The organism is Pseudomonas sp. S2_H10 (assembly GCF_054668285.1).
In genome coordinates, this window is the sequence record NZ_CP162754.1 from 1,269,932 (window position 1) to 1,291,052 (window position 21,121).

Sequence of the window (21,121 nt, forward strand, 5' to 3'; positions counted from 1 at the left end):
TTCGACGCAGTCGAACTCATCGCATGTAGGTGCCAGCGAAGCCAACCGGAGGGCGATGCCCCCGGATGAATGCCGGAGCGAAGGAACCCCGAGCTCTAGCGAGGGGCCGTACGCAAGGGGCGAGACCTTTTGGTTCCTTTTGGCTGGGCCGGCACTCCGGGCGTTTGCCAAAAGGGACTCGCCGTAAGGGCGAAACCGCCAGCCGCCGTTACCGAAGAAACGGATATTCACACACCCCCCCACCCAACCCACCCACCCCCAAAGAAAAAAAAGCGGACGGTTAGCGCACCAAGCGCTCGGCCAACGCCTTGGCCTGGCTCGCCACATCAGTGACGGCGGTACTTTCCCACCACATGCCGCGCAACGGCGGCCCCATGGCAAACAGGCGGCTGGCAGCCACCCCCTCGGCATTCAGCACCGCGCCATCAACCTGCGCCGCAATACCCAGGGCCAACGGCCCCGGCCGCACAAGGCCACGAGCGAGCAGTTGCCGGGGCAGCGGGCGCGCGACCCGGCGCCAATCGTATTCGATACCGCTGGAGTTGATCAGGGCGGCACCGCTGACCACACAGGCCTGCGCCTCGCCGCGCCGTCGCAGGCGAATACTCACCCCGCCCTCCGTCGCAGGTTCAAGGCCCTGAAAGGAGGCTGCATGAATACGCAACCTTCCTTCTTTATATAAGCGCTCGACCAGTTCGGCACTCAAGGGTGGCGAGCGGTGGTGATGGCTTTCCCACCATGGCCGCACGTGCCGCACGAACTGCCGACGCTGCACGTCCGTCGCCTGATGCCACAAGCGCCCGATATGAGCCCGCACCGTGTCCAGCGGCGCCTGCCAGTCGATGCCCTGGGCGATGGCTTCCCGGCAATGCCGATGAAGTTCGCGCAGCAATTGGCGAGGCGTGCGGATGCTCTGGTCCTCGGCGAGAAAATCCACCCAGGCCGGTGGCTGGCGGCGCACATGGGGCAGCAGGCCATGGCGGGAAAACACCTCGATCGGCCCGCGATGCCCGGCCTGCTCCAGGGAGACCACGGCGTCGACCATGGTCAGGCCCGAGCCGATGATCATGACCGTCGATTGCCCATCGAGCTGCTGCATGGCCGCCACGTCCCACGGATCGAGGGCGGCCGCGTTCAGGCCGCTGGACTCGGTTTGTGGCGTGCGCGCAGCGGGAAACATCCCGGTGGCCAGTACCGCAAAAGCGCCCTGCAGGCATCGGCCGTCGCTCAAGGTCAGCCGCACGGCATCGGCATCGGCCTGCAAATCGACCACCTCGGCTTGCACATGCTCGACCGTCGAACCGTTCAAGGCTCCCACTGCCTGCGCTTGTGCCAGGCGTTGCCGGGCGTACAGGCCGAAAATCCCCCGGGGCGGGAACAGTTCGCTGATCGGCACGTGCTGCCGGTCCGATTCCGGCCAGCCGCCCGCGGCGATGTATTCGGTCAGCCATTGGGTCAGGTCGTCGGGGTTGTCCGGGTCGACACTCATGCGCGCCGCGTTGCCGTTGAGCGTATGGCCCAACTCCACCGCGCTGTAGGCTTCGCCCCGCCCCAGTTCGGCCCGGGGCTCGATCACCAGCACCCGGCGCCGACCCGGCAAACGCATCAACTGCGCCGCCAGCATCGCGCCACTGAGGCCGCCGCCGACAATCAGGATGTCGGCGTCATTGGTCAAGGTCTGGCCCATCCTGCTCTCCCTGTTCAGATCACCACATTGCGCACAAACCGCGCCGCCACTGCCCCGTCGTTGCGATAACAGTGCGGCTGGTTGCTGGCGAACATGAAAAATTCACCCGCGGCGATCTGCTGTGGCTGGTCGCCGAGCATAACGGTCAGGCAACCTTCGAAGACATAAATCTGCTCGCTCCAGCCATCGGCGTCCGGTTCCGACGGATACACTTCGCCCGGTTGCAGGCACCACTCCCATTGTTCGACTTCGCGGCTGGCCTGGGCCTTGGAGAGCAACACGGCCTTGCTGCCGGGGATGCTGCCGGTCCAGGCCAGCTCGTTGATCCGGCTGGGATCGCGGGCGTCGGGCGCCTGGATCAAATCACTGAAGGCGACGTCGAGGGCTTCGGCCACCCGGTCGAGGGTGGTCAGGCTGACGTTCTTTTCCCCCGCCTCGATCGCCACCAGCATGCGCCGGCTGACGCCGGACTTTTCGGCCAGCGCGCTCTGGCTCAGGTCGGCGGCATGCCGCAAACGACGGACGTTCTGACTGACGTGCTGGAGGACCGAAGCCCGTTGAGTAGAATCTTTGTGCACTATATTGCTCACTGGGTGGGGTTGGGCAGTATACTGCGCAACATTGGACGCATTGTGCGTCCCCCTCCTGTAGCGTGCAAGGTCATGACGTCGGTGAACTCCCCAAAGGCTTCTTCCCGTTTTACAAGGTTCAGCAAGGCCGAATGCGTGCTGGTGCTGATCACGATGGTCTGGGGCGGCACCTTCCTGCTGGTCCAGCACGCGATGACCGTCAGCGGCCCGATGTTTTTCGTCGGCCTGCGCTTTGCCGCCGCCGCGAGCATCGTCGCCCTGTTTTCCTGGCGTCACCTGCGCGACCTGAGCCTGTTCGAAATCAAGGCCGGGTCGTTCATCGGCGTGGCGATCATGCTCGGTTATGGCTTGCAGACGGTCGGGCTGCAAAGCATTCCCAGCAGCCAGTCTGCGTTCATTACCGCGCTGTACGTGCCCTTTGTGCCGTTGCTGCAATGGCTGGTGCTGGGGCGGCGTCCGGGGTTGATGCCGAGCATCGGCATCATGCTGGCCTTTACCGGGTTGATGCTGTTGTCCGGGCCGGCCGGTGCGTCGTTCAACTTCAGCCCCGGCGAAATCGCCACCCTGATCAGCGCCGTGGCCATTGCCGCCGAGATCATCCTGATCAGCACCTATGCCGGCCAGGTCGATGTGCGCCGGGTGACGGTGGTGCAACTGGCGGTCACTTCGGTGCTGTCGTTCCTGATGGTGGTGCCGACCAACGAGGCGCTTCCGGATTTCTCCTGGCTGCTGCTGTGCAGCGCGCTGGGCCTGGGGGCGGCCAGCGCGGCGATCCAGGTGGCGATGAACTGGGCGCAGAAAAGCGTTTCACCGACCCGCGCCACGCTGATCTATGCCGGCGAGCCGGTGTGGGCCGGGATTGTCGGGCGCATTGCCGGGGAACGCCTGCCGGCGATTGCCCTGGTTGGCGCCGGGTTGATTGTGGCGGCGGTGATTGTCAGCGAGTTGAAGACCAAGGGTAAGGCGGCTGCGGCTGAGGAAGAGCTGGAGCAGGAGATACAGAGCTAGACTGTTGGTTTTGTGGTGCTCAATAGATAGCTATCGCGGGCAAGCCCGCTCCCACAGGGTCCGTAGGTGTGCATGCGTTTCTGTGTACGACCACAAACTCTGTGGGAGCGGGCTTGCCCGCGATGGGGCCAGTACTGACGAAACCCCTCCCCCTGAAACAATGTTAAACAGGCTTTTTCGGACTACCGTGTAGGATTCTGCGACAGCTTGGCGTTTGGCGATCCGGGAGCTGGCACGTATGATGCTTCACAAACTTCCGCAGATTAGAAGCCTATGTCCCTGATAGTTCTACTGCTTCTGCCTTTCATAGGCAGCTGTTTGGCGGCCGTGTTGCCGCACAACGCCCGTAACGCCGAATCCCTGTTGGCTGGCCTGATCGCCCTGATCGGCACCGTTCAGGTCGCGTTCCTGTACCCGCAGATCGCCCATGGCGGCGTGATTCGCGAAGAGTTTACCTGGCTGCCCAGCCTGGGCCTGAACTTCGTCCTGCGCATGGACGGTTTCGCCTGGCTGTTCTCCATGCTGGTGCTGGGCATCGGCACCCTGGTGTCGCTGTACGCGCGCTACTACATGTCGCCGAACGATCCGGTGCCGCGCTTCTTCGCGTTTTTCCTGGCCTTCATGGGCGCCATGCTCGGGCTGGTGATCGCCGGCAACCTGATCCAGATCGTGTTTTTCTGGGAGCTGACCAGCCTCTTCTCGTTCCTGCTGATCGGCTACTGGCACCATCGCGCCGATGCCCGGCGCGGCGCCTACATGGCGCTGATGGTGACCGGCGCGGGCGGTCTGTGCCTGCTGGCGGGGGTCATGCTGCTCGGCCATGTGGTCGGCAGCTATGACCTGGACAAGGTCCTGGCCGCCGGCGAACTGATTCGTGCCCATGCCCTCTATCCCATTCTGTTGCCCCTGATCCTGATCGGCGCCTTGAGCAAAAGTGCGCAATTCCCCTTCCACTTCTGGCTGCCCCACGCCATGGCCGCGCCGACACCCGTGTCGGCGTACCTGCACTCGGCGACCATGGTCAAGGCCGGGGTGTTCCTGCTTGCGCGGCTATGGCCGTCGCTTTCCGGCAGTGAAGAGTGGTTCTACATCGTCAGCGGCGCTGGCGCCTGCACCCTGTTGCTCGGGGCGTACTGCGCGATGTTCCAGAACGACCTCAAGGGCTTGCTGGCCTACTCGACCATCAGCCACCTCGGTCTGATCACTCTGCTTCTTGGCCTGAACAGTCCGCTGGCCGCGGTCGCCGCGGTGTTCCACATCCTCAACCACGCGACGTTCAAGGCCTCGTTGTTCATGGCCGCCGGCATCATCGACCACGAAAGCGGCACCCGTGACATCCGCAAGCTCAGCGGCCTGTACAAGCTGATGCCGTTCACCGCGACCCTGGCCATGGTCGCCAGCGCCTCGATGGCGGGTGTGCCGCTGCTCAACGGTTTCCTGTCCAAGGAAATGTTCTTCGCCGAAACCGTGTTCATCAATGCCACGCGCTGGGTCGAACTGAGCCTGCCGATCGTGGCAACGATTGCCGGCACTTTCAGCGTGGCCTACTCCCTGCGTTTCACCGTGGATGTGTTCTTCGGCCCGCCCGCGACCGACTTGCCGCACACCCCCCACGAGCCGCCGCGCTGGATGCGCGCGCCGGTCGAGCTGCTGGTGTTCGCCTGCCTGCTGGTGGGCATCTTCCCGGCCCAGATAGTCGGCCCGCTGCTCGCGGCGGCAGCGCAACCGGTGGTCGGCGGCACGCTGCCCGAATACAGCCTGGCCATCTGGCACGGCTTGAACGCGCCGATGATCATGAGCCTGATCGCCTTGTCCTGTGGCACCGTGCTCTATCTGCTGCTGCGCAATCAACTCAAGCGCGGACGCTTCAACCGCCCGCCCGTGATTGGTCGCCTGGACGGCAAGCATCTATTCGAATACGTACTGGTCGCCAGCATGCGCCTGGCCCGTCGCCTGGAGCCCCGGATTGGCACCCGGCGCCTGCAAATGCAATTGTTCCTGGTGGTGCTCGCCGCCGTGCTGGCCGGGTTGATACCCATGCTACACAGCAGCCTGCATTGGGGTGACCGGCCGAAGATCCCCGGGTCGATCGTCTTCGTCACCCTGTGGTTGCTGGCCATCGCCTGCGCCCTTGGCGCGGCTTATCAAGCCAAGTATCACCGTCTCGCGGCCCTGACCATGGTCAGCGTGTGCGGCCTGATGACCTGCATCACCTTCGTCTGGTTTTCCGCGCCGGACCTGGCCCTGACCCAACTGGCGGTCGAAGTGGTGACCACGGTGCTGATCCTGCTGGGCCTGCGCTGGCTGCCACGCCGGATCGAGGAAGTCTCGCCCTTGCCGGGCAGCCTGCGCCGGGCGCGGGTGCGGCGGATCCGCGACTTGCTGCTGTCGACCGCGGTCGGTGTCGGCATGGCGTTGCTGGCCTACGCCATGCTGACGCGCCAGACCCCCAACGACATTTCCTCCTTCTACCTGAGTCGCGCCTTGCCCGAGGGCGGCGGCAGCAACGTGGTCAACGTGATGCTGGTGGACTTCCGTGGTTTCGACACCCTCGGTGAAATCACCGTGCTGGTGGCCGTGGCCCTGACCGTGTACGCCCTGCTGCGCCGCTTCCGTCCACCGAAAGAAAGCCTGCAGCTGCCGGCCCAGCAACGCTTGCTCGCACCGGACGTGGTCACCGACCTGGTCAACCCGCGTCACGCCAGCGACACCGCGCTCGGTTTCATGATGGTGCCGGCGGTGCTGGTGCGCCTGCTGTTGCCGGTGGCGCTGGTGGTGTCGTTCTACCTGTTCATGCGTGGGCACAATCAACCGGGCGGCGGCTTTGTCGCCGGGCTGGTGATGTCGGTGGCGTTCATTCTGCAATACATGGTCGCCGGCACGCAGTGGGTCGAAGCACAGATGAGCCTGCGGCCGCTGCGCTGGATGGGCACGGGCCTGATGATTGCCACGGCCACGGGCCTGGGCGCGATGGTCGCCGGCTATCCGTTCCTGACCACCCACACGTGGCATTTCTCGCTGCCGCTGCTGGGTGACATTCACCTGGCCAGCGCGCTGTTCTTCGACATCGGCGTGTACGCCGTGGTGGTCGGCTCGACCCTGTTGATCCTCACCGCCCTCGCCCACCAATCGGTGCGGGGCCACAAAACCGCTGCCCAGCCCAAATCCGTTGCCGCCAAGGGAGCCGTCTGATGGAAGAAGTCATCGCAATCGCCATCGGCGTACTGGCCGCGTCCGGCGTCTGGCTGATCCTGCGTCCGCGGACGTTCCAGGTGGTCATGGGCCTGTGCCTGTTGTCCTACGGGGTCAATCTGTTCATTTTCAGCATGGGCAGCCTGTTCATCGGCAAGGAGCCGATCATCAAGGACGGCATACCCCAGGACCTGCTGCATTACACCGACCCGTTGCCACAGGCCCTGGTGTTGACCGCGATCGTTATCAGCTTCGCCATGACCGCGTTGTTCCTCGTGGTGTTGCTGGCTTCCCGGGGCCTGACCGGCACCGACCATGTGGATGGCCGGGAGCCTAAAGAATGATGGCGATGACCCACCTGATCGTCGCGCCCATTCTGCTGCCGTTGCTGACTGCTGCGATCATGTTGATGCTCGGCGAGAAGCACCGGCCGCTCAAGGCCGGGATCAATCTGTTCTCCAGCCTGCTCGGGCTGGGCATTGCCGTGGCGTTGCTGCAATGGACGCAAACCACCGGCGTGCCCGGCTCCATCGGCGTGTACCTGCCGAGCAACTGGCAAGTGCCGTTCGGCCTGGTGCTGGTGGTCGATCGCCTGTCGGCGCTGATGCTGGTGCTGACCGGCATCATCGGCGTCACGGCCCTGCTGTTTGCCATGGCCCGCTGGGACAGCGCCGGTTCGAGCTTTCACGCGCTGTTCCAGATCCAGTTGATGGGCCTGTACGGCGCATTCCTCACCGCCGACCTGTTCAACCTGTTCGTGTTCTTCGAGGTGTTGCTGGCGGCGTCCTACGGCTTGATGCTCCACGGCTCGGGCCGGGCGCGGGTATCGTCGGGGCTGCATTACATCTCGATCAACCTGCTGGCCTCGTCGCTGTTCCTGATTGGCGCGGCGCTGATCTATGGCGTCACCGGCACCCTGAACATGGCCGACCTGGCGGTAAAGGTCCCGTTGGTGTCCGCAGCCGATCGCGGCTTGCTGCACGCCGGCGCGGGGATTCTGGCCGTGGCGTTCCTGGCCAAGGCCGGCATGTGGCCGCTGAACTTCTGGCTGGTGCCGGCCTATTCCTCGGCCAGCGCACCGGTGGCGGCGATGTTCGCGATCATGACCAAGGTCGGCGTCTACACCTTGCTGCGCCTGTGGACGCTGCTGTTCTCCGCCCAGGCCGGGGCTTCGGCGTTCTTTGGCGGGCAGTGGCTGATCTACGGCGGCATGGCGACCATCGTCTGCGCCGCCATCGCGATCCTCGCCGCGCAACGCCTGGAGCGCATGGCCAGCCTGAGCATCCTGGTGTCGGCGGGCATTCTGTTGTCGACCATCGGTTTCGCCCAGCCGAACCTGGTCGGCGCGGCGTTGTTCTACCTGTTCAGTTCGACCCTGGCGTTGAGCGCGCTGTTCCTGCTGGCCGAACTGATCGAGCGCTCGCGCTCGGCCAACGAAGTGCTGCTCGAAGATGAAACCGAATTGCTGCCGCGGCCACTGGAATCCCTGCATCCGCCTAAAGGCATCAACCTCGACGACGAACAAAAAGCCGTGGTCGGCCAGGTGATTCCCTGGACCATGGCCTTTCTCGGCCTGAGTTTCATCGCCTGCGCCTTGCTGATCATCGGCATGCCGCCGCTCTCCGGGTTTATCGGCAAACTCGGGTTGATCGGCGCCCTGCTCAATCCATTGGGCCTGGGCAACAGCGGCGACACACCGGTTTCCAACGCTGCGTGGGGCTTGCTGGCATTGCTGATCCTGTCCGGGCTGGCGTCGTTGATCGCGTTCTCGCGCCTGGGCATCCAGCGCTTCTGGACGCCAGCCGAACGACCCTCGCCCCTGTTGCGACGCCTGGAATGCGTACCGATCTTCGCCCTGCTGGGCCTGAGCATTGCGCTGACCTTCATGGCCGATCCGCTGCTGCGCTACACCCAAGCGGCCGCCGATGCCTTGTACAGCCCGCAGCAATACGTGATGGCGGTGCTCGACACCCGCGCCGTGCCTAATCCGTCGGTCGAGACGACCCCGCAGGAGGTGCAACCATGAAGCGCCTGTTTCCGGCACCCTTGCTGTCGCTGGCCCTGTGCCTCCTGTGGCTGTTGCTGAACCTGTCGACAAGCCCCGGCAATCTGCTGCTGGGGGCGGCGCTGGGGTTTTGTGCACCGCTGATGATGCGCAGGCTGCGTCCGCTGCCGGTACGCATCCGTCGTCCCTGGGTGATCCTGCGCCTGGTCCTGCTGGTCGGGCGCGATGTGCTGGTGTCCAACCTCGCCGTGGCCTGGAGCGTGCTCAATGCGGGTCGCCGCCCGCCCCGCTCGCGATTCATCAAGGTGCCGCTGGACTTGCGCGATGCCAACGGCCTGGCCGCGCTGTCGATGATTACCACGGTGGTGCCCGGTACGGTCTGGTCGGAACTGGCGCTGGACCGCAGCATTTTGCTGTTGCATGTCTTCGACCTGGACGATGAGGCGCTGTTCATCCAGCACTTCAAGGCGGCCTACGAACGCCCGTTGATGGAGATCTTCGAATGAGCCCGTTGCTGGCGAATGCGATCCTGCTGAGCCTGTTCCTGTTTTCCCTGGCGATGATCCTGACGCTGATCCGCCTGTTCAAGGGGCCATCGGCCCAGGACCGGGTTCTGGCGCTGGATTACCTGTACATCGTCGCGATGCTGATGATGCTGACGTTGGGTATCCGTTATGCCAGCGACACGTACTTCGAAGCGGCGCTGCTGATCGCACTGTTCGGCTTCGTCGGCTCGTTCGCCCTGGCGAAATTTCTGCTGCGTGGTGAGGTGATCGAATGAATGCGCCCTTGTCGATGTGGGTGGAAATCCCCGTGGCGATCCTGCTGGTGCTCGGCGGCCTGCTTGCGCTGATCGGCGCCACGGGACTGCTGCGCATGAAGGACTACTTCCAGCGCATGCACCCACCGGCCCTGGCGTCGACGCTCGGGGCCTGGTGCGTGGCGCTGGCCTCGATCATCTACTTTTCGGCGCTCAAGTCCTCGCCGGTACTGCACGCCTGGCTGATTCCGATCCTGCTGGCGCTTACCGTACCGGTGACGACCTTGCTGCTGGCCCGGGCGGCGTTGTTTCGCAAACGCATGGCAGGCGATGATGTGCCGGCCGAGGTGAGCAGCCGGCGGACCGAGAGCGGTAGTTAGACCAAGGATTTGTATTGCCTGGACCGGCCTCATCGCTGGCAAGCCAGCTCCCACAGGGTTCAGCGCAATTCCTGTGGGAGCTGGCTTGCCAGCGATGGCGATGGACCGGTCAATGCATCATGACCGGCCTGCCTCAGACCCACGCCACCGCCAACAACCCCGCCCCCAGCACCACACACAACGGCGAATAAACCCAGGTATCGAGCCGGGCAAATTTCGAGCCTTTGACCTCTTTGAAAAAACCCACCAGTTCCGAATCGCCGATGGCCCGGGCAAACAGCAAAATCGCAATCGCGCTGATCACCCACTGCAACCACCAGTGATGCAAGGGTGGCAACCACCAACCCACCCGCCAGCACACCAGTACGGCAATCAACAGCAACAGCGCAGCCACCACCAGCGTGATCCAGCCTCGTGGCTTGAACGCCGGTCGCAGCTGTACGCTGCCCTCCTGCGGTACTTGCGGGACCGCCGCCACCGCTGCCCACTCACCACCCAGCGCCCAATACACATGCATCAGACTGATCGCTGCGAAGATCGTCACCAGCCACTGAGCCAACAGCAAGGTCATGGTTCAGAGATCCTTGAAAGGGATATGAACAGAACAGGCTAGTCGGCTTTTCGCGTAATGCGCGGACAAGTGCAAGACCAAAAGTTCATACCGGCGGCCGCTCACATTCCGGCAGAGACTTTATCCGCCACGTCCTTGGGCAGCCAGGCCCGCCAGACGTCCGGGTGAGCCTTCATGAACGCCTCTGCGGCCTGGCGCGGTGGCGTATGTTTCTCGCTCATCTCGGCCAGCGCCTTGTTCAGCGGGTCGATCGGAAAGTCGACCTTGGCGAAGAATTCGGCGATCTGCGGGTATTGCTTCTGGAAGGGAGTGGACACCCCGATCGACAACTTCGAGGCCAGGGAACGGGTGGGTTGCGGGTTGGGGTTGTCCGCGTCGGTCAGGGTCTTCCAGGCTTCGGCGTCGAACGGTGGTTCTTCGAGCTGGATCAGCTTGAAGCGGCCGAGCAGCGGCGTGGGCGACCAGTAGTAAAACAGTACCGGCTTGCCGCGATGAATCGACGAGCTGATCTCGGCATCCAGTGCCGCGCCCGAGCCGCTGCGAAAGTTCACGTAGCTGTCTTCCAGGCCATACGCCTTGAGCTTCTGTTTGTTGACCACTTCCGAGGTCCAGCCGATGGGGCTGTTGAGGAAACGCCCCTTGGTCGGCGCTTCCGGGTCCTTGAACACGTCTTTGTATTTCGCCAGGTCGCTGACACTGCGCAGGTCCGGCGCCAGCGGCTTGATGCCCTTGGCCGGGTCGCCCTTGATCACGTACTCCGGCACCCACCAGCCTTCGGTTGCGCCCTTGACCGTGTCGCCGAGGCTGACGACCTTGCCTTCGGCTTCCGCCTTGACCCAGACCGGGCTGCGGCCGGCCCATTCTTCGCCAATGACCTGGATGTCATTGTTGGCCAGCGCGGTTTCCAGGGTAATGGTGGTGCCCGGCAAGGTATCGGTGGGCAGCCCGTAGCCCTTTTCGACAATGATGCGCAGGACATCGGTGATCAGGCTGCCGCTTTCCCAGTTCAGGTCGGCGAAGTGGATCGGCTTCTGGGCGGCAATTACCGTGGCGGGTGTCGCGAGCAAAGCGAAAGTGGCCAGGACAGCAGCCAGCAACCGTCGAAATCCGTTCATGCTTTTGCACCTCGTGCTGTTCAGGCAATAGCGGGATGGCCTGGCAGTAGACCGCGAAGCCTCTGAATACTCAGTCCACTGACTGTAGTAGAGGTTCCTGCTTTCGAGGTGCGTGGATCAGTTTTCCGAAATTTCCTGCAGACGCATCAGCTCTCGCCTGACCATGCTGGCGTAGGGCGCCGGTTGCAGTTGGTAAAGCTGTGACGCCACCCAGTTCAACCAGGCGCCCTGCAGAATGCTCTTGTGCCCGAACAGCCGCCGCGCTTCGTCTTGAGCGCTGGCCAGGTTCTGTTCGTGAAAGTCGGCGCGGGTCAGGGTCGTCACTCGCTGGCCTTGAAGGTCACCAGCTCGCCCTTGCGCCACTTGGCCACTTTGGTGGTCACGGCCTTGAGGGTCTTGGTCAGGCCTTCCTGCAATTGTTGGTGAGCGGCAAAGACCATCACCACGCTGTGACCTTCCTTGAACACGACCCCCTGGCCGTCGGCCGTGGTCACGAAGGCGTAATCGCCGATTCCGTAGACCGTCAGCTTGATGTCGCGGAACCTGATGTCCAGCTTGCCGCCTTCGCGACTGGGCAGCACGGACGCGCTGAAATGATCGCCGACCTTGAGCTTGAGTCCGGGTTTGTCGTCCACCACCAGGGCTGATTCGGTGTCGATTTCGGCAATGTAGATGCCTTCAGCGTTCTGTTCGGTGATGTAGACGAAACGCGACTGAAACTGCTTGACCAGCTTTGCGCGCAGGTCGCCCAGCACGAACAAGGCATGCATATCGAGATTACTTACTGCCAAGGAAACATCCCCACATCTGAAAAATGGTGCCGTGCGCGAAAAGTGAACGCACAGGCAAAAAAGCGGCAATGCCGAAGGTGCAGCCAAAGTACCCGGATTGAAGTCCTGAATGAGCAGTGCACTCATTCATCACGAAACTTGAGAAGACTACTGGAACGTCACTCGCGTCGTCCTGACTGGCGTTCGTCAAAGGCTGAAGGAAAACGCCCTTCCTGTTGCCAGAAAATTATGGACTATCAACTTCGGGGAAAAATCTCATGAAGAGAAAAAATTTCCTACATATCGTCAGCAAAAAATTGCTTTAGATAAACATCAATCACCCGCCAATGAGGGTGATTCTAGAGCAGCGATGCTCTTGGAGACTAGCCAAAACGACGTACATACGTCGATAAACCATGAAAAGGACTTCATATGTGCACGCTGACTCACTTTGCTTATCCCTTGGTGCCTGACACACAAACACCACCGTCCTCGCACCCGGTACGGTTGCGTCACCCCGAATTGCTGCCCGATGTCCCGGCCCGCCCGCGATTCCAGGTGGTGATGGCGGGCATTGCCTTCTTTCATATCAAGGATATTTCTACAGGCTATGTAAGAGGTTTCCGAGCCAATCATAACGAAGCCTGCGCCCTCGCCCGGTTTCTCGAGTCTCGCGGTTGACATGTCCACCCCGCTCATCTCCATAGACGTTTGGTCTGCCCGTCGACTTATCTGAGCCGTCGACGGGCAACTACTGCCATACTGCCCGCCATATAAAACGGATCCGCGAAAAATCGGGTTACGTTGACAACAACAATGTATGTCCAGGGGAAGTCTGCAACGTGACGGAATTTGATATCGGCGAGTTTTTTATCCGCGGTGAAGCCAGAGAAGTCGACGGTGAATTCCAGGCCGTGATTGTCATGCGCGCCAAGCCACCGCTCAAGACCGTGACCTATCACCAGGTCGAAAAGGATCGCTGGTTCAAAACCCCGGATGTCGCCGCCGTCGCGGCCCAGGAGTCGGCCAGGGAACTGAAGGCCGCCGTCGATGCCGGGGCCCTGAAAGCCTGATTGTCCGCCTGGCGGTCTATGCTCATTGTTGCGTTTGAACATCGTGATCGAACTCCACCCGTGCGGCGCCCTCGAAACCAGGGTAACGCGCTTCGCTTTCCGACCCGACTGATGACCTGCAAGGAGATGAAGATGGAATCACCGACACACGACTTGAAAGGCCTGTTCGACCAGCTCGGCCTGGACTCCAGCCAGAAAGCGATCGACGACTTCATTGCCGTCCATTTCCTGCCTGACGACAAGAAACTCATCGACGCCGAGTTCTGGTCACCGCAGCAGGCCGCCTTCCTCAAAGAGCAATTACGCGAAGACGCCGATTGGGCGCGGGTGGTCGACGACCTGAACCTGCGCATGCACCAGACGCACTGACAACTTCAATGCAGGCTGCCGGGTCTTTCGGCGCTCAATTGCGCCAACCAGGCAGCCTTGCACTCCTCCGCTTCGTCGCGACTTGCGAACGCCGTACCCCGGCGCTCGCCATTGAGCAACACCACCCAGCAAACCTTGCGCCCCATGGAACGCAGATCGGCAGGCACGCCGCTGCCGATCATGACCGCGACATCAACTTTGCCTTGCATGCTGACCTCCCGAACTTCATTAGCAACCTAATTAATAGGTATGTTAATTAATCTTCCGGCAAGGAAAAAGCAAAACCCTGCACAGGTCAGTTGCAGGATCGGTAACAATCGCCCGGCAGCCCGCAGTGCTTAACGCGGCTGTTCCGGTTTGTAGCCCAGGCGCAGACCGCCCCAATGCCGGCCCTTGAGCATGATCGGCACCGAGAGATCGTGCATCAGCTCGCCGGTGTCGCGGGTATAGGTTTGCAGCAGCACGGCCTTCTGATGGCTGCCACAGCGGATCCCGGTGCGGTCGGCGAACTTGCGTTTGGTCCGGTTCTGCAAGGCATCGACCTGTGCGTCTCCCGTCAGCGGCTGACTGAACGCATGGTTGTGGGTCGGCACATAACCTTGTTGGGTGCAGGCGATGGCAAACACCAATCCTTCGTGGCGCGGTAACAACGGTTCCTGGATCGTGGGCAAAACCTGATCGGTGTAGCGGTCGAAACGCGTCTGGTACTTGGCCGGGCTGGTATTGGCGATGACCTGGTAATTACGGTCGAACAGATCGTCGAGACTGATTCGACCGGCATCGATGTCCGCTTCGAAACGCTGCGCAATCCGGCTCGCGCCCTCCCGGGCCAGGTCATAGACCCGCTGGTGATAATCATCCAGCCCCACCTCGGCCAGGCGTTCGCTGATGGTTTCGGCCTGCCCTTCCATTTGCACCGCCGCCTGGGCCAGGCGTTGAGTCTGCTGGTCGCTGACCGCCAGGTCGCTGCGCATCTGTTCGATGGCAAGAAACAGGCTGTCGAGCTGCTCACGGTTGGTGTCTGCACCCTGGGCGATTTCCCCGACCTGGGACTCGACACTGGCTGCCAGACGGGCAATGTTTTCCAAGTGCTGCCCCGTTCGTTCGACCTGCCCGACACCGCTATCGAGGTCGCTGGACAGTTGGCGGATCTGCTCCACCACCTGCGCCGTACGCTGCTGGATGTCGGCCACCATCTCGCCGACTTCGCCGGTGGCGGCCGCCGTGCGTGCGGCCAGCCCGCGAACCTCGTCGGCCACCACGGCAAATCCGCGACCGTGCTCCCCTGCCCGCGCCGCTTCGATGGCGGCGTTCAACGCCAGCAGATTGGTCTGGCTGGCGATGGACTGAATCACCAGGGTCACGCGCTGGATATCGTCGCTGCGCACGCTCAAGGCTTCGATCAGTTCACGGCTGTTGCTGGCGCGCTGGCTGAGCTGATGCATGCGGGCAATGGACTCGATCAGTTCCGTACGCCCCACCGCACCGCTTTGATGAGCCTCGCTGGCGGCACTCAGCGCCTGGCGACTGAGCGTCGAAGTGGCGCGTTCGGTGATGATCATGACCTCGGCGTTGCTGACGATCCGGGCCGCCGCCGTGAGCTGCGATTGCAGTTTTTCCGCCAGTTGCCGAACAGAGAACGCCACACCGGCGGCTGACAGCGCGTTATGGCTGGTGGTGTAGGAAAGATCCCGGGTCAACTCGCCGATGGCATCGAGGTTGTCGAGGGACGCAGCCTCCGGGGTCGCGCGTGAACGCAGGCGAGGCAGCCAGATAATCACCACGGCCAGGGGCAGGCCAAGGTAAAGCGACCAGCCGCCCAACGTCATGCCACATAACAACAGCATCAGGGCGATGCTTTGCAGCGTCGGTGTGAGCCAGCGGTTTTTTGGCAACAGCACTGGTACAGGCACTGCCGCCACCAGAGACCCGTCTCTCGTCATCATCGTCACCCCGGAAAACTTCTAATTGTTGTCTTCGCATTAAACGCCACCATAAAGCCATTATCCATGAGCCTTTAGTCGCGAACGGTGCAGCAGATCAATAGAAGAATCGGGAAATCGAAGACGGCAAAAAGCAAAGATCGCAGCCTGCGCCGGCACCCTGCTTCGATTGCGCAGGGGCTGGCGCAGGCCGCGATCTTGTCAAAGGCAGCCCGGATTCAAGGGCTGCCTCGCAGAATCAGGCCTGACGCTGGTGCTTGTCGATTTGCTCGTGACGCTCTTGAGCTTCGATGCAGTACTTGGTGGTCGGGCTGATCAGCAGGCGCTTGAGGCCAATCGCCTCGCCGCTGTCGTCGCACCAGCCAAAGCTGTCTTCCTTGATGCGCTCAAGGGCTTGTTCCAACTGAGGCAACATGCGCTGGTCGCGATCGATCGCGTTCACCAGCCAGGTGCGCTCTTCTTCGACCGAAGCCGCGTCTGCCGGATCGGCCGGGGTGTCCAGGCTTTCGATGGCGATGCGGTTCTGTTCGATGCGCTCATGGGTTTCGACTTTCATGTTCTGCAACAGCTCGGAGAAAAAAGCATGTTGCTCGGCATTCATGTAGTCATCCGCCGGCATGGCCAGCAACTTGTCCTTTGTCATTGATATCTCTATAAAAAAACGTGCATTAAGGCGAATAAGGGAGCGTTCCGGCAGACCTGGGCAGGCCATCGGAAAGGCGCCGTTTGTTCCAAGCGCCACCCGGCACTCAATTTACGAGGGGCGGCAGTCTACGGCCGACTTGAGGCCTCAGCAACTGAAAAGACAGCGAATTTGTCCGACAAAGCCCTGAAAATGCTCTATGGCAGGCTTATAGGCGGTAATCGGAGTGCGTTTATAGCAAGAAATTCAATCGAGCGGAGGTATATAGAAGACAAACGGCCTGCACCGGGCAATTTTCACTGTCATTTGCAGGGCTGCGAACCTCAGCTAAGGTTGTCCCTCCCGAAATGGCCATATAAAGGAAAGGACCATGAAGCTGATCGGTATGCTGGACTCGCCCTATGTCAGGCGCACCGCCATTTCTGCCAAATGCCTGGGAATCACCCTGGAACATCAATCGGTCTCGGTGTTCCGCCACTTCGAACAATTCCGCCAGGTCAACCCGGTGGTCAAGGCGCCCACCCTGGTGCTGGATGACGGTGAGGTGTTGATGGATTCGTCGCTGATCATCGACTACCTGGAAACCCTCGCCGGCAACAGCCTGATGCCCGTCGAGCCGAACCAGCGCCTGCGCGCGTTGCGCCTGATCGGCCTGGCCCTGGCCGCCAGCGAAAAATCCGTGCAGCTTTATTACGAGCGCAACCTGCGACCCGAGGAGATTCAATTCGAGCCTTGGGTGCAGCGGGTAGAAGGACAGTTGGCTGCGGCATATTCGGCACTGGAGCGGGAGCTGGAAAAGCAGGCGCTGAAGACTGACGGATCGATCGAACAGGACGGCATCACGCTGGCGGTGGCCTGGAGCTTCAGCAATCTGGTGGTGCCGGACCAGGTGAGTGCCGCACAGTTTCCGCGGATCGCCGCCTTCACGGCGTATGCCGAGGGGCTTGAGGTGTTTGTGAGTACACCGATCGAGTAAGCGTCGCTCGATCAAAAACGCCGCTTCCACACGGGGTGGAAGCGGCTGCGAGGTCAATGCACAAACAACGCAATCAAGATAATGATCGGAATGGGCACGCCGAGAAAGAACAGCAGTAATGAACGCATGATGATTCTCCTGGGTTAGCGAACAGGGATCGAGGTGACGTAAGCATCGGATTGCAGATACACCACCGCATCCCGGCGACGACCGCCGAAGGTCGCGGCAAGGCTGGCGAAAAACGCACCGGCCAACAGCGCAACGAACATCCACAGCGTGGTCCACGCGGCCACTTTCGCGGCGGTGTCAGCCGCCTGTTGTGCGGCCTGCTTGGCGTCGGCCACGGCTTTTTGGGTACGGGCATAGACCTCATCGACACGACGTTCGGCGTCGGCCTGCGTCAGGTTGGTCCGCTGCGCGACCAGTTGCGCCAGATAGGTCCGGTCTTCGGGGGTCAATCCGCCCACACTCAGGGAACGTACAAAGATCCGGCTGACAGCGCCCCGGGCCGCATCATCGTTGACGGCAACCGGGCGATCGTCACGGAACAGGCTGTCGACGAAGTAACCGTACTCATCGCCCTGGGTATTGCCCGCCGCAGTGCCCACGGCCTGGGTCGCGACACTGGCGGCACCGCCGACGACATTCGCTCCGGCCTGCACGCCACCGCCCACCACGCTGCTGACCGAGCCGGCGACCAGCGTGGCCGTCACCAGCGTCGCCACGCACCAGGCCAGAAAACCATGGGCCGTGTCGCGAAAGTAGACTTCATCGCCATGCATGTTCGCCCACTTCACCCGCAGCCGGCCGGCGATGTAGCCGCCAAGTCCGGACGCGATGATCTGGGTGAAGGCCAGCCAGACAATGGTCGATATTCCCAGGCCCTTGGCGCTCACGCCTTCATTGGCCCAGGGCGATACCGCCGAGAAACCCAGGCCGAAGCCCAGCAATACGAGGATCAGCGACAACGCCGCCGCGGCCGCGGCACCCGCGAAAATCGCGCCCCAGGACACGCCGGACAGGCTGGTGGACTCTTCCATGGCAGGATAGAAACCGTCAGAGGATCTATTCATTGTTGTATCGCTCCAGGCAGAAAGATGGTGTTACAACTCTTCAGGGAAGGAATTGCAGTCACCGTGCCAGTCGCGTACTTTGAATAAATCTCAGCGTTTCAATTACTTAGAAATTTTGAACTTCTCGCAGCCATGCAAACTGCAACGAACAGGTCGATCCAGCGGGTTTTATGCATTGGTTATTTGCGCTTGTAGCTTTCCTGGATAAACCCTTGCGGGCGTGCCTGGACATAGCTCAATGACATCAATGCCACAGGCAGCGACCCCGGCCAGATGAAAGTTAATTTATTAAGTCGCGGGTTTTTCTTGGCAAAATGCGCGTTACTTCGTATTGAACTGCATATCAGGCCAGCCTTATGACCCGCATCTTGACCATCGAAGACGACGTTGTGACCGCCCGGGAAATTGTCGCCGAACTGAGCAACCACGGCCTCGACGTCGACTGGGTCGACAATGGCCGTGAAGGGCTGGAGCGTGCGGTCAGCGGCAACTATGACCTGATCACCCTCGACCGCATGTTGCCCGAGCTCGATGGCCTGGCGATTGTCACCACGCTGCGCACCATGGGCGTGGCCACGCCGATCCTGATGATCAGCGCCCTGTCCGACGTCGACGAGCGCGTGCGCGGCTTGCGCGCCGGCGGCGACGACTACCTGACCAAACCCTTCGCCACCGATGAAATGGCCGCCCGGGTCGAAGTCCTACTGCGCCGGCAGAACACCGTGACCGCCCAGGCCACCACGCTGCGGGTGGCGGATCTGGAGCTGAACCTGATCAGCCACGAGGCCAGCCGCGACGGTCAACTGCTGACGCTGTTGCCCACCGAGTACAAGCTGCTGGAGTTCCTGATGCGCAATACCGGGCAAATCCTCTCGCGGATGATGATTTTCGAAGAAGTCTGGGGCTATCACTTCGACCCCGGCACCAACCTGATCGATGTGCACATCGGCCGTCTGCGCAAGAAGATCGACCCGCCTGGCAATGCTCCACTGATTCGAACCGTGCGAGGCTCGGGTTATGTCATTGCCGAACCCGTCTAAAGGCTGGCGCTCCTCCAGCAGCCGGTTGCTGGCGCTCTACAGTTCGCTGTTCGTGATCTGGAGCGCGATCCTCATGGGGGTCATGTACTACGAGGTGTCCGCCTACCTGGACAACCTCGCCAAGCATTCGCTGATGCAGCGCCAGCACCTGTTTTCGCGCTTCTCGGGCGAACAACTGGTGGACGCCCTCGCCGTCAGCATGACCTTCGATATCCGCGGCCTCGACGCCTACGGCCTGTTCGATGCCGACCACCGTTACCTCAGCGGCGCCCTGCGCTACATCCCCGATGGCTTGCCGCTCGATGGCAAGATCCACATGCTGCGCGACTGCGACGCCTCTGACGACAACGACGACCAGACACTGCCCGCCGACAGTTGCGACGCCGTGGCGACCCGCACCCACGACGGCCGCTGGTTGGTGCTGGTGCGCGACAACGGTTCGCTGTTCGCCGTCACCCGGATCATCCTTCACGCCCTGTTCTGGGGGGTGACCCTGACCATCGTGCCGGGCATCGTCGGCTGGTATCTGCTGCGACGCCGGCCGTTGCGGCGCATTCGCGGGATCCAGGCCAGTGCCGAAGCCATAGTCGCGGGCGACCTGAGCCATCGTCTGCCACTGTCCAATCGGCGTGATGAACTGGACATGCTCGCCGCCATCGTCAACGCCATGCTCGAACGCATCGAGCGCCTGATGAACGAGGTCAAGGGCGTCTGCGACAACATCGCCCATGACTTGCGCACGCCCCTGACCCGTCTGCGCGCGCAGCTTTACCGCATGCAGCAGCAAGCCGGGGAAGGTTCGCCGCAGGCCATGCAACTGGACCTGGTGCTGGCCGAGGCCGATACGCTGATGGCGCGTTTCCGTGGTTTGTTGCGGATTTCCGAACTGGAAGATCGCCAGCGCCGAACCGGTTTCGTGCAGCTGGACCCGGTGTCGTTGTTGCAGGAACTGCATGAGTTCTACCTGCCCCTGGCCGAAGACGACGGGCTGGTGTTCCAACTGCACCTGCCCGCGTCACTGCCTTCGCTCAATGGCGACCGGGCGTTGCTGTTTGAAGCGCTGGCGAACCTGCTCAGCAACTCGATCAAATTCACCCCGCCAGGTGGCGCGGTGATCTTGCGCGGGGTCAATGCGGGCGGGCACACGCGGATCGAAGTGCTCGACTCCGGCCCGGGCATTCCCGAGGTGGAGCGCGAAGCGGTGTTCCAGCGTTTTTATCGTGCCGAGGCGGGCAATCAGAAAAGCGGCTTCGGGCTCGGGCTGTCCATCGTCGCGGCGATTGTCAGCCTGCACGGGTTCACGCTGGAAGTGGGCAGCAGCGAACTGGGCGGCGCGCGGCTGGTGCTCGATTGTCGGGAGAGCCTGATTCCGCAGGCCTGATGCAGGCTTCAATCTGACGCATAACCTGTGGGAGCGAGCTTGCTCGCGATGACGGTGTATCAGGTAAAAATGTATCGCCTGACACTCCGCTATCGCGAGCAAGCTCGCTCCCACAGGGATGGGTGGCATGCCTGTCAGGCCGGGTAATTCGCCCGCAGCGCCTCAAGCCCACCTTGATAGATGCCGGTAAACAACGCCTCCACCTCCTCGTTGCTCACACCTACCGGTTCGAACCGCCCGGACCAGGTCACCCGCGCGCCATCGCCTTGCGCCTCGACCTTGATCGTCGCCAGATAATCCGTCGCCGGAAACGGCGCCTGCTCAATCGAGTAGCTGTAGGTCCGGCCCGCGTTGTCGAACGTCTGCAGGCGCTCGATCACCACCGCGCCGTCCGCCGTTTGCAGGCTGCGCACGCGCCCGCCTTCGCTGAGTTCACTCTTGGGAATGAACGGCAGCCAGTCCGGCAGCGAGTTGAATCCGCCGATCAATTGCCAGACCTGTTCGGCCGAAGCCGGGATGTCGATGAAGGCTGATGCAGTTGCCAT

At 62.0% G+C, this 21,121-nt stretch carries 24 protein-coding genes; 13 read left to right on the top strand and 11 right to left on the bottom strand.

The window, feature by feature from the left end:
• Positions 1-280: 280 nt before the first annotated feature.
• Together AB4O16_RS05550 and AB4O16_RS05555 are read right to left on the bottom strand one after the other, a co-directional pair.
• On the bottom strand, positions 281-1,687 hold the full coding sequence (locus AB4O16_RS05550; RefSeq protein WP_160389643.1) for an FAD/NAD(P)-binding protein: 1,407 nt from the start codon (positions 1,685-1,687) through the stop codon (positions 281-283).
• A 14-nt stretch (positions 1,688-1,701) separates the two neighbouring features.
• Complete coding sequence (locus tag AB4O16_RS05555; RefSeq protein ID WP_160389642.1) at positions 1,702-2,265, bottom strand: helix-turn-helix domain-containing protein; 564 nt, start codon at positions 2,263-2,265, stop codon at positions 1,702-1,704.
• Between AB4O16_RS05555 and AB4O16_RS05560 the strand changes: the two genes are divergently transcribed.
• From AB4O16_RS05560 to AB4O16_RS05590, 7 genes are all read left to right on the top strand, one after another.
• Positions 2,260-3,285, top strand: coding sequence for a DMT family transporter (locus AB4O16_RS05560; RefSeq protein WP_160389641.1), 1,026 nt, complete (start codon positions 2,260-2,262; stop codon positions 3,283-3,285). The genes AB4O16_RS05555 and AB4O16_RS05560 overlap by 6 nt on opposite strands.
• A gap of 273 nt (positions 3,286-3,558) precedes the next feature.
• Positions 3,559-6,477, top strand: a complete 2,919-nt coding sequence (locus tag AB4O16_RS05565; RefSeq protein WP_160389640.1) for a monovalent cation/H+ antiporter subunit A — start codon at positions 3,559-3,561, stop codon at positions 6,475-6,477.
• Positions 6,477-6,821: a Na+/H+ antiporter subunit C gene (locus tag AB4O16_RS05570; protein WP_160389639.1), complete on the top strand. Its 345-nt coding sequence runs from the start codon at positions 6,477-6,479 to the stop codon at positions 6,819-6,821. The genes AB4O16_RS05565 and AB4O16_RS05570 overlap by 1 nt, the downstream gene beginning before the upstream one ends.
• Positions 6,818-8,503, top strand: a complete 1,686-nt coding sequence (locus tag AB4O16_RS05575; protein WP_460157243.1) for a monovalent cation/H+ antiporter subunit D — start codon at positions 6,818-6,820, stop codon at positions 8,501-8,503. Before AB4O16_RS05570 ends, AB4O16_RS05575 begins: the two co-directional genes overlap by 4 nt.
• Positions 8,500-8,988, top strand: coding sequence for a Na+/H+ antiporter subunit E (locus AB4O16_RS05580; protein ID WP_160389637.1), 489 nt, complete (start codon positions 8,500-8,502; stop codon positions 8,986-8,988). The genes AB4O16_RS05575 and AB4O16_RS05580 overlap by 4 nt, the downstream gene beginning before the upstream one ends.
• Positions 8,985-9,263, top strand: coding sequence for a K+/H+ antiporter subunit F (locus AB4O16_RS05585; protein ID WP_007973773.1), 279 nt, complete (start codon positions 8,985-8,987; stop codon positions 9,261-9,263). Before AB4O16_RS05580 ends, AB4O16_RS05585 begins: the two co-directional genes overlap by 4 nt.
• Positions 9,260-9,622, top strand: coding sequence for a Na+/H+ antiporter subunit G (locus tag AB4O16_RS05590; protein WP_160389636.1), 363 nt, complete (start codon positions 9,260-9,262; stop codon positions 9,620-9,622). Before AB4O16_RS05585 ends, AB4O16_RS05590 begins: the two co-directional genes overlap by 4 nt.
• 133 nt (positions 9,623-9,755) lie before the next feature.
• Here AB4O16_RS05590 and AB4O16_RS05595 read toward each other — a convergent pair whose 3' ends face one another.
• From AB4O16_RS05595 to AB4O16_RS05610, 4 genes are all read right to left on the bottom strand, one after another.
• A complete protein-coding gene (locus AB4O16_RS05595) occupies positions 9,756-10,193 on the bottom strand; it encodes a DUF3995 domain-containing protein (protein ID WP_160389635.1) in 438 nt (145 codons plus the stop codon).
• A gap of 101 nt (positions 10,194-10,294) precedes the next feature.
• Positions 10,295-11,308: an ABC transporter substrate-binding protein gene (locus tag AB4O16_RS05600; protein ID WP_460157244.1), complete on the bottom strand. Its 1,014-nt coding sequence runs from the start codon at positions 11,306-11,308 to the stop codon at positions 10,295-10,297.
• Positions 11,309-11,425: 117 nt separating this feature from the next.
• The gene (locus AB4O16_RS05605; RefSeq protein ID WP_160389633.1) at positions 11,426-11,632 is read right to left on the bottom strand and encodes a hypothetical protein; all 207 of its coding nucleotides are present in this window, start codon (positions 11,630-11,632) and stop codon (positions 11,426-11,428) included.
• Positions 11,629-12,078 carry a hypothetical protein gene (locus tag AB4O16_RS05610; protein ID WP_177325113.1) on the bottom strand — a complete coding sequence of 150 codons (450 nt, stop codon included), beginning with the start codon at positions 12,076-12,078 and terminating at the stop codon, positions 11,629-11,631. Before AB4O16_RS05610 ends, AB4O16_RS05605 begins: the two co-directional genes overlap by 4 nt.
• Positions 12,079-12,510: 432 nt before the next feature.
• Between AB4O16_RS05610 and AB4O16_RS05615 the strand changes: the two genes are divergently transcribed.
• The 3 genes from AB4O16_RS05615 to AB4O16_RS05625 all read left to right on the top strand — a co-directional run bounded on the left by AB4O16_RS05615 (position 12,511) and on the right by AB4O16_RS05625 (position 13,520).
• On the top strand, positions 12,511-12,759 hold the full coding sequence (locus tag AB4O16_RS05615; protein WP_256678346.1) for a hypothetical protein: 249 nt from the start codon (positions 12,511-12,513) through the stop codon (positions 12,757-12,759).
• 161 nt (positions 12,760-12,920) lie between these two features.
• Positions 12,921-13,151 (top strand): hypothetical protein, encoded by a 231-nt coding sequence (locus AB4O16_RS05620; protein WP_150719036.1) that lies wholly within the window; start codon positions 12,921-12,923, stop codon positions 13,149-13,151.
• Positions 13,152-13,283: 132 nt separating this feature from the next.
• The gene (locus AB4O16_RS05625) at positions 13,284-13,520 is read left to right on the top strand and encodes a DUF2789 domain-containing protein (RefSeq protein WP_160389632.1); all 237 of its coding nucleotides are present in this window, start codon (positions 13,284-13,286) and stop codon (positions 13,518-13,520) included.
• A gap of 5 nt (positions 13,521-13,525) precedes the next feature.
• Here the strand turns inward: AB4O16_RS05625 and AB4O16_RS05630 are convergent, their stop codons facing one another.
• The 3 genes from AB4O16_RS05630 to AB4O16_RS05640 all read right to left on the bottom strand — a co-directional run bounded on the left by AB4O16_RS05630 (position 13,526) and on the right by AB4O16_RS05640 (position 16,106).
• The gene (locus AB4O16_RS05630; protein WP_460157245.1) at positions 13,526-13,729 is read right to left on the bottom strand and encodes a hypothetical protein; all 204 of its coding nucleotides are present in this window, start codon (positions 13,727-13,729) and stop codon (positions 13,526-13,528) included.
• Between the two features lie 129 nt (positions 13,730-13,858).
• On the bottom strand, positions 13,859-15,466 hold the full coding sequence (locus tag AB4O16_RS05635) for a methyl-accepting chemotaxis protein (protein ID WP_460157246.1): 1,608 nt from the start codon (positions 15,464-15,466) through the stop codon (positions 13,859-13,861).
• A 235-nt stretch (positions 15,467-15,701) separates the two neighbouring features.
• Positions 15,702-16,106, bottom strand: a complete 405-nt coding sequence (locus AB4O16_RS05640) for a TraR/DksA family transcriptional regulator (protein ID WP_007907888.1) — start codon at positions 16,104-16,106, stop codon at positions 15,702-15,704.
• Between the two features lie 370 nt (positions 16,107-16,476).
• Between AB4O16_RS05640 and AB4O16_RS05645 the strand changes: the two genes are divergently transcribed.
• Entirely contained in the window at positions 16,477-17,082 is a 606-nt protein-coding gene (locus AB4O16_RS05645; protein ID WP_460157247.1) for a glutathione S-transferase, read from the top strand.
• Between the two features lie 143 nt (positions 17,083-17,225).
• Here AB4O16_RS05645 and AB4O16_RS05650 read toward each other — a convergent pair whose 3' ends face one another.
• Entirely contained in the window at positions 17,226-18,155 is a 930-nt protein-coding gene (locus AB4O16_RS05650; RefSeq protein ID WP_160389628.1) for a hypothetical protein, read from the bottom strand.
• Between the two features lie 356 nt (positions 18,156-18,511).
• On the opposite strand from AB4O16_RS05650, the gene AB4O16_RS05655 reads away from it, so the two are divergent.
• Complete coding sequence (locus tag AB4O16_RS05655) at positions 18,512-19,195, top strand: response regulator transcription factor (RefSeq protein ID WP_160389627.1); 684 nt, start codon at positions 18,512-18,514, stop codon at positions 19,193-19,195.
• Positions 19,173-20,576 carry a sensor histidine kinase gene (locus tag AB4O16_RS05660; RefSeq protein WP_460157248.1) on the top strand — a complete coding sequence of 468 codons (1,404 nt, stop codon included), beginning with the start codon at positions 19,173-19,175 and terminating at the stop codon, positions 20,574-20,576. Before AB4O16_RS05655 ends, AB4O16_RS05660 begins: the two co-directional genes overlap by 23 nt.
• A 134-nt stretch (positions 20,577-20,710) precedes the next feature.
• On the opposite strand, the gene AB4O16_RS05665 is transcribed toward AB4O16_RS05660, so the two are convergent.
• Positions 20,711-21,121: an SRPBCC family protein gene (locus AB4O16_RS05665; RefSeq protein ID WP_460157249.1), complete on the bottom strand. Its 411-nt coding sequence runs from the start codon at positions 21,119-21,121 to the stop codon at positions 20,711-20,713.

Excerpts from the sequence above, each read along its gene's own strand:
- AB4O16_RS05635 (WP_460157246.1), bottom strand. The coding sequence starts at position 15,466 with ATGATGACGAGAGACGGGTCTCTGGTGGCGGCAGTGCCTGTACCAGTG.
- AB4O16_RS05585 (WP_007973773.1), top strand. The coding sequence starts at position 8,985 with ATGAGCCCGTTGCTGGCGAATGCGATCCTGCTGAGCCTGTTCCTGTTT.
- AB4O16_RS05550 (WP_160389643.1), bottom strand. The coding sequence starts at position 1,687 with ATGGGCCAGACCTTGACCAATGACGCCGACATCCTGATTGTCGGCGGC.
- AB4O16_RS05650 (WP_160389628.1), bottom strand. The coding sequence starts at position 18,155 with ATGAATAGATCCTCTGACGGTTTCTATCCTGCCATGGAAGAGTCCACC.
- AB4O16_RS05595 (WP_160389635.1), bottom strand. The coding sequence starts at position 10,193 with ATGACCTTGCTGTTGGCTCAGTGGCTGGTGACGATCTTCGCAGCGATC.
- AB4O16_RS05630 (WP_460157245.1), bottom strand. The coding sequence starts at position 13,729 with ATGCAAGGCAAAGTTGATGTCGCGGTCATGATCGGCAGCGGCGTGCCT.
- AB4O16_RS05600 (WP_460157244.1), bottom strand. The coding sequence starts at position 11,308 with ATGAACGGATTTCGACGGTTGCTGGCTGCTGTCCTGGCCACTTTCGCT.
- AB4O16_RS05590 (WP_160389636.1), top strand. The coding sequence starts at position 9,260 with ATGAATGCGCCCTTGTCGATGTGGGTGGAAATCCCCGTGGCGATCCTG.
- AB4O16_RS05640 (WP_007907888.1), bottom strand. The coding sequence starts at position 16,106 with ATGACAAAGGACAAGTTGCTGGCCATGCCGGCGGATGACTACATGAAT.
- AB4O16_RS05625 (WP_160389632.1), top strand. The coding sequence starts at position 13,284 with ATGGAATCACCGACACACGACTTGAAAGGCCTGTTCGACCAGCTCGGC.
- AB4O16_RS05610 (WP_177325113.1), bottom strand. The coding sequence starts at position 12,078 with ATGCATGCCTTGTTCGTGCTGGGCGACCTGCGCGCAAAGCTGGTCAAG.
- AB4O16_RS05580 (WP_160389637.1), top strand. The coding sequence starts at position 8,500 with ATGAAGCGCCTGTTTCCGGCACCCTTGCTGTCGCTGGCCCTGTGCCTC.
- AB4O16_RS05615 (WP_256678346.1), top strand. The coding sequence starts at position 12,511 with ATGTGCACGCTGACTCACTTTGCTTATCCCTTGGTGCCTGACACACAA.
- AB4O16_RS05655 (WP_160389627.1), top strand. The coding sequence starts at position 18,512 with ATGACCCGCATCTTGACCATCGAAGACGACGTTGTGACCGCCCGGGAA.
- AB4O16_RS05665 (WP_460157249.1), bottom strand. The coding sequence starts at position 21,121 with ATGGCAACTGCATCAGCCTTCATCGACATCCCGGCTTCGGCCGAACAG.
- AB4O16_RS05575 (WP_460157243.1), top strand. The coding sequence starts at position 6,818 with ATGATGGCGATGACCCACCTGATCGTCGCGCCCATTCTGCTGCCGTTG.
- AB4O16_RS05660 (WP_460157248.1), top strand. The coding sequence starts at position 19,173 with ATGTCATTGCCGAACCCGTCTAAAGGCTGGCGCTCCTCCAGCAGCCGG.
- AB4O16_RS05645 (WP_460157247.1), top strand. The coding sequence starts at position 16,477 with ATGAAGCTGATCGGTATGCTGGACTCGCCCTATGTCAGGCGCACCGCC.
- AB4O16_RS05570 (WP_160389639.1), top strand. The coding sequence starts at position 6,477 with ATGGAAGAAGTCATCGCAATCGCCATCGGCGTACTGGCCGCGTCCGGC.
- AB4O16_RS05565 (WP_160389640.1), top strand. The coding sequence starts at position 3,559 with ATGTCCCTGATAGTTCTACTGCTTCTGCCTTTCATAGGCAGCTGTTTG.